This is a genomic window from Nonomuraea lactucae (assembly GCF_003313395.1).
Taxonomy (GTDB): Bacteria; Actinomycetota; Actinomycetes; order Streptosporangiales; family Streptosporangiaceae; genus Nonomuraea; species Nonomuraea lactucae.
On the sequence record NZ_QNFZ01000766.1, the window covers coordinates 1 to 4,481 of the forward strand.

At 73.2% G+C, this 4,481-nt stretch carries 7 protein-coding genes; 6 read left to right on the forward strand and 1 reads right to left on the reverse strand.

Going from position 1 to position 4,481, the window contains the following annotated elements; all coding sequences use genetic code 11:
• The 6 genes from DQW85_RS27020 to hypE form a co-directional block, all read left to right on the forward strand.
• Positions 1-867 (forward strand): hydrogenase maturation protease (locus DQW85_RS27020; protein ID WP_240197451.1); only part of this gene is annotated, 867 nt, incomplete at its 5' end.
• Positions 868-878: 11 nt separating this feature from the next.
• Positions 879-986 (forward strand): DUF6893 family small protein, encoded by a 108-nt coding sequence (locus tag DQW85_RS48285; RefSeq protein WP_420819189.1) that lies wholly within the window; start codon positions 879-881, stop codon positions 984-986.
• Between the two features lie 6 nt (positions 987-992).
• Positions 993-1,358, forward strand: coding sequence for a hydrogenase maturation nickel metallochaperone HypA (locus DQW85_RS27025; protein WP_113702733.1), 366 nt, complete (start codon positions 993-995; stop codon positions 1,356-1,358).
• Positions 1,336-1,608 (forward strand): HypC/HybG/HupF family hydrogenase formation chaperone, encoded by a 273-nt coding sequence (locus DQW85_RS27030; protein WP_113702734.1) that lies wholly within the window; start codon positions 1,336-1,338, stop codon positions 1,606-1,608. The genes DQW85_RS27025 and DQW85_RS27030 overlap by 23 nt, the downstream gene beginning before the upstream one ends.
• A gap of 9 nt (positions 1,609-1,617) precedes the next feature.
• On the forward strand, positions 1,618-2,745 hold the full coding sequence (hypD, locus tag DQW85_RS27035) for a hydrogenase formation protein HypD (protein ID WP_113702735.1): 1,128 nt from the start codon (positions 1,618-1,620) through the stop codon (positions 2,743-2,745).
• A complete protein-coding gene (gene hypE, locus DQW85_RS27040) occupies positions 2,742-3,935 on the forward strand; it encodes a hydrogenase expression/formation protein HypE (RefSeq protein ID WP_205315440.1) in 1,194 nt (397 codons plus the stop codon). Before hypD ends, hypE begins: the two co-directional genes overlap by 4 nt.
• Positions 3,936-3,954: 19 nt before the next feature.
• On the opposite strand, the gene DQW85_RS27045 is transcribed toward hypE, so the two are convergent.
• On the reverse strand, positions 3,955-4,481 hold a 527-nt coding region (locus DQW85_RS27045), incomplete at its 5' end, for a Kae1-like domain-containing protein (RefSeq protein ID WP_476703618.1).

Consider the following 4,481-nt stretch of genomic DNA (forward strand, 5'->3'; position numbering starts at 1 on the left):
CCGGCCGAGGCGGTGATCGCGGGGCGGCCGGTGCGCGCGGGCAGCCGGGTCCGGCTCCGGCTGTCCGCGGCCAGGCCCCGGGCCGACATCATGGACCTGGTCCTCGACGGCCGGGCGGCCGTCGTCGAGTCGATCGAGCAGGACGACGAGGGGGCGCTCCACTTCGCGGTCACCCTCGACGACGACCCGGGCCGCGACCTCGGGGAGGCGCGGATGCCCGGCCACCGCTTCTTCTACTCGGCCGAGGAGATCGAGCCGATGGACGGGGAGGCGTCCCCGGCGCCCGCCACGCGGATCCTCGTCGCGGGGATCGGCAACATCTTCCTCGGCGACGACGGATTCGGCGTCGAGGTGGTCCGCCGGCTCGCCGAGACCCAGCGCACGGCGAGCACCCCGGGCGCCGGGGGCGCGAGGGGCGCGACAGACGCCCCGGACATGGCGGGCACCCCGGACATGGCGGGCGTGGACGTGGTCGACTTCGGCATCCGGGGCATGGATCTGGCCTACGCCTTGCAGCGGGACTACGACCTGGCGATCCTCGTCGACGCCGCGCCCCGAGGGGAGGCGCCGGGCACGCTCACCGTGCTGGAGGCGGACCTGTCCGACCTGGGCGCGGCGGGAGTGGAGGCCCACGGCATGGATCCGGTCAGGGTGCTACGGCTGGCCAGGGAGATGGGCCGGGTCCCGGACCGCGTGGTGGTGGTGTGCTGCGAGCCCGCCACGGCCCTGGCGGGCGGCCCGGACGAGGACGTGCTGGTCGAGCTGAGCGAGCCGGTGCGGTCGGCGGTCGGCCAAGCCGTCCGTCTGCTGATGGACATGATTGCGGAAAGGGCCGGACCCGGCTCCCCACCGCAGAACACGGAATGAGGTGACATGACATGAGCAAGTCACGAGTAGTGGCGCTGATCGTGACCATCGGGTTGGGCGCGGTCATCATCCACCAATGGCCGGAAATCCACCGGTACCTGACGATGAAACGGATGTAGAGCCGCATGCACGAGTTCGGGATGTGCGAGGGTCTGGTCGAGCTGATCGAACGGCGAGCCGCCGGAAGGCGGATCAGCGGCGCGCGGGTGCGCGTCGGCACCCGCCACGCCGTCGTCGGGGAGGCATTCGACCAGGCCTTCGCGCTCGCCGCGGCGGGCACCGCCGCGCAGGACGCCGTCGTGGACCTCGTCGTCACGCCCGTGACCGTCGCCTGCCACACCTGCGGCGGGCGCAGCGAGTCGCTGGACGTGCTCGCCGTGTGCGCGCCGTGCGGCAGCGCGGACGTGCGGATATCGGGCGGTGACGAGCTGGTCCTGGAATCCGTCGAGTTCGGGGAGGAGCAGGCCGATGTGCCTGGGAATCCCCGGTGAGCTGATAGCGGCCGACGACGACAACCCGGACCTCGCGGTGGTGGACGTCGGTGGCGTCCGCCGCCGGATCAACGTGGGCCTGCTCGTGGAGGAGGACCTGCGGGCCGGCGACTGGGTGCTGGTCCACGTCGGGTTCGCGCTGTCGAAGATCTCCGAGTCGGAGGCGCAGGCCGTGCTCGACTACCTGGAGGGGCTCGGCCAGGCCTACGACGACGAGCTCGACGCGCTCAGGCAGTCGGACATCACGTGAGGGGGACCCGTGCGGTTCGTCGATGAGTACCGCGACGGCGCGAAGGCCCGGGTGCTGGCCGCCGACATCGCCTCCCGGTGCGAGCCGGGGCGCCGCTACACGTTCATGGAGGTGTGCGGAGGGCACACCCACACGATCTACAAGCACGGGCTGGAGGACCTGCTCCCCGAGGACGTCGTGCTGGTGCACGGCCCCGGCTGCCCCGTGTGCGTGATCCCGATGGGCCGGGTGGACGACGCCATCCACATCGCCTCCCAGCCGGACGTGATCATGACGTCGTTCGGCGACATGATGCGCGTGCCGGGCGGCCGGGGCTCGTTCCTCGACGCCAAGGCCGCCGGGGCCGACATCCGGATGGTGTACTCGCCGCTCGACGCACTCAAGATCGCCAGATCGAACCCCGGGCGTCGGGTGGTGTTCATGGCGATCGGGTTCGAGACCACCGCGCCCTCGACCGCGATGACCGTGCTGCGGGCCGCCGCCGAAGGCGTCGAGAACTTCTCCGTCTTCAGCAACCACGTCCTGGTCATCCCGGCCATCAAGGCCATCCTCGACTCCCCCGACCAGCGGCTCGACGGGTTCATCGGCCCCGGCCACGTCTCGGCGGTGATCGGCTGCCGGCCGTACGAGTTCATCGCCCGCGACTACGGCCGGCCGCTGGTGGTCGCCGGGTTCGAGCCGCTGGACGTCCTGCAGTCGATCCACATGCTCCTCGGGCAGGTCGCACAGGGCCGCGCCGAGGTCGAGAACCAGTACGCGCGGGTGGTGCCCTGGGACGGCAACCGCACCGCCCTGGAGGCCATCGGCACCGTGATGCGGATGCGGCCGCACTTCGAGTGGCGCGGCCTCGGCTTCATCTCACACTCGGCGCTCGGCCTGGCCGAGGAGTACGCCGCGTACGACGCCGAGCGGATCTTCGACCTGCCGGGGGTACGTGTCGCCGACCCCAAGGCCTGCCAGTGCGGTGAGGTGCTCAAGGGCGTACTCAAGCCCTGGGAGTGCAAGGTGTTCGGCACGGCCTGCACGCCCGAGACGCCCATCGGCACCTGCATGGTCTCCTCCGAGGGCGCCTGCGCGGCCTACTACAACTTCGGCCGCTTCAGCCGCGAACGGGTGAGGGAGGCGACCCGGTCATGACCACCGAACCCGCCACCGAACCCGCCACTGAGCCCGCCACTGAGCCCGCCACTGGGCCCGCCACTGGGCCCGCCACCGGTCACGAGCACGCGCCGCCCGTTCCCGGCCACCCGCACCGCAGCCGCGAGCAGCAGGTCCTCGACCGCATCGCCCGGGCGCGGCGCCGCAAGGCGGTCGTCAAGGAGGAACGGATCACGCTCGCGCACGGCTCGGGCGGCAAGGCGACCCAGACGCTGATCCAGGCGGTCTTCCTGGAGGCCTTCGGCAACCCGCTGCTCGCCCCGCTGGAGGACGGGGCCACGCTGCGCCTCGGCACCGGCCGGGCGGCGTTCACCACCGACTCCTTCGTGGTCTCCCCGCTGTTCTTCCCCGGAGGCGACATCGGCCACCTCGCGGTCAACGGGACCGTCAACGACCTGGCGATGTGCGGGGCCCGGCCCGGGTTCCTGGCCGCGGGCTTCATCCTGGAGGAGGGCTTTCCCGTCGCCGACCTGCGGCGGATCACCGCCTCGATGGCCGCCGCCGCGGGCGAGGCCGGCGTGTCGATCGTCACCGGCGACACCAAGGTGGTGCAGCGCGGCAAGGCCGACGGGTGCTACATCACCACGACGGGCGTCGGACTCCTGGAACGGCCCGTGGACCTGTCCGTCTCCGCCGCCCGGCCCGGCGACGCGGTCATCGTGTCCGGCCCGCTGGGCGACCACGGGGCGGCGATCATGGTGGCCCGCGGCGAGTTCGACATCGAGGCCCCGATCGTGTCCGACACCGCTGCCTTGCACGGCGTCGTGTCGGCCCTGCTGGACGCGGTGCCCGGCCAGGTCAGGGCGCTGCGCGACGCCACGCGGGGCGGGGTCGCCACCATCCTCAACGAGGTGGCCGCCGCCTCCGAGGTCGCCGTGGTGGTCGAGGAGGAGGCCGTGCCGGTGCGACCCGAGGTGAACGGGGTGTGCGAGCTGCTCGGCATCGACCCGCTCTACGTCGCCTGCGAGGGCCGCTTCGTGGCCGTCGTCGACGGCACGCACGCCGGCCGCGCCCTGGAGGCGTTGCGCGGGCACCCACTCGGCGCCGACGCGGCGATCGTCGGCACGGTCCGTGACGACCCGGCGGGGCTGGTGCTGCTGCGCACCGCGTTCGGCGGTACCCGCATCGTGGACGTGCTCGTGGGCGACCCGCTGCCACGCATCTGCTGACCCGAGCCGGGCGGGTGGGTCAGCCGGTGGGTTCACCGCCGGGTCCACTGCCGGGTCCACTGCTGGCGGCCGCCACGACCGCCTGGCCGAGGCTGATCCCGCCGTCGTTGCACGGCACGCGGCGGTGCGTCAGCACCCGCAGCCCGTCGGCGCGCAACCGGTCGGCGACGCCGCCGAGCAGCACCAGGTTGCCGAACACGCCACCGGACAGCGCCACCGTGCCGAGCCCCGTGGCCTGCGCGATCACGCGGACCGCCGCCGCCACCGCATCGGCCAGCCCGTGGTGGAACCTGGCCGCGACCACACCCGCCGGCACGCCCCGCCGCAGGTCCCCGGCCACGGCCCGGACCAGGTCGGTGCTCCTGATCACGACCGGCCACGGCCCGGCCACGGTCACCGGATAGCCGTCCCGGACACCCCGGTCGGCCCGCCGCTCCAGCCCCGCCGCGGCCTGTCCCTCGTACGTCACGGTGTCGCGGACGCCGAGCAGCGCGGCCACCGCGTCGAACAGCCGCCCCGCGCTCGACGTGAGCGGCGCGGCCGGCC

Excerpts from the sequence above, each read along its gene's own strand:
- DQW85_RS48285 (WP_420819189.1), top strand. The coding sequence starts at position 879 with ATGAGCAAGTCACGAGTAGTGGCGCTGATCGTGACCATCGGGTTGGGC.
- DQW85_RS27025 (WP_113702733.1), top strand. The coding sequence starts at position 993 with ATGCACGAGTTCGGGATGTGCGAGGGTCTGGTCGAGCTGATCGAACGG.
- DQW85_RS27030 (WP_113702734.1), top strand. The coding sequence starts at position 1,336 with ATGTGCCTGGGAATCCCCGGTGAGCTGATAGCGGCCGACGACGACAAC.
- hypE (WP_205315440.1), top strand. The coding sequence starts at position 2,742 with ATGACCACCGAACCCGCCACCGAACCCGCCACTGAGCCCGCCACTGAG.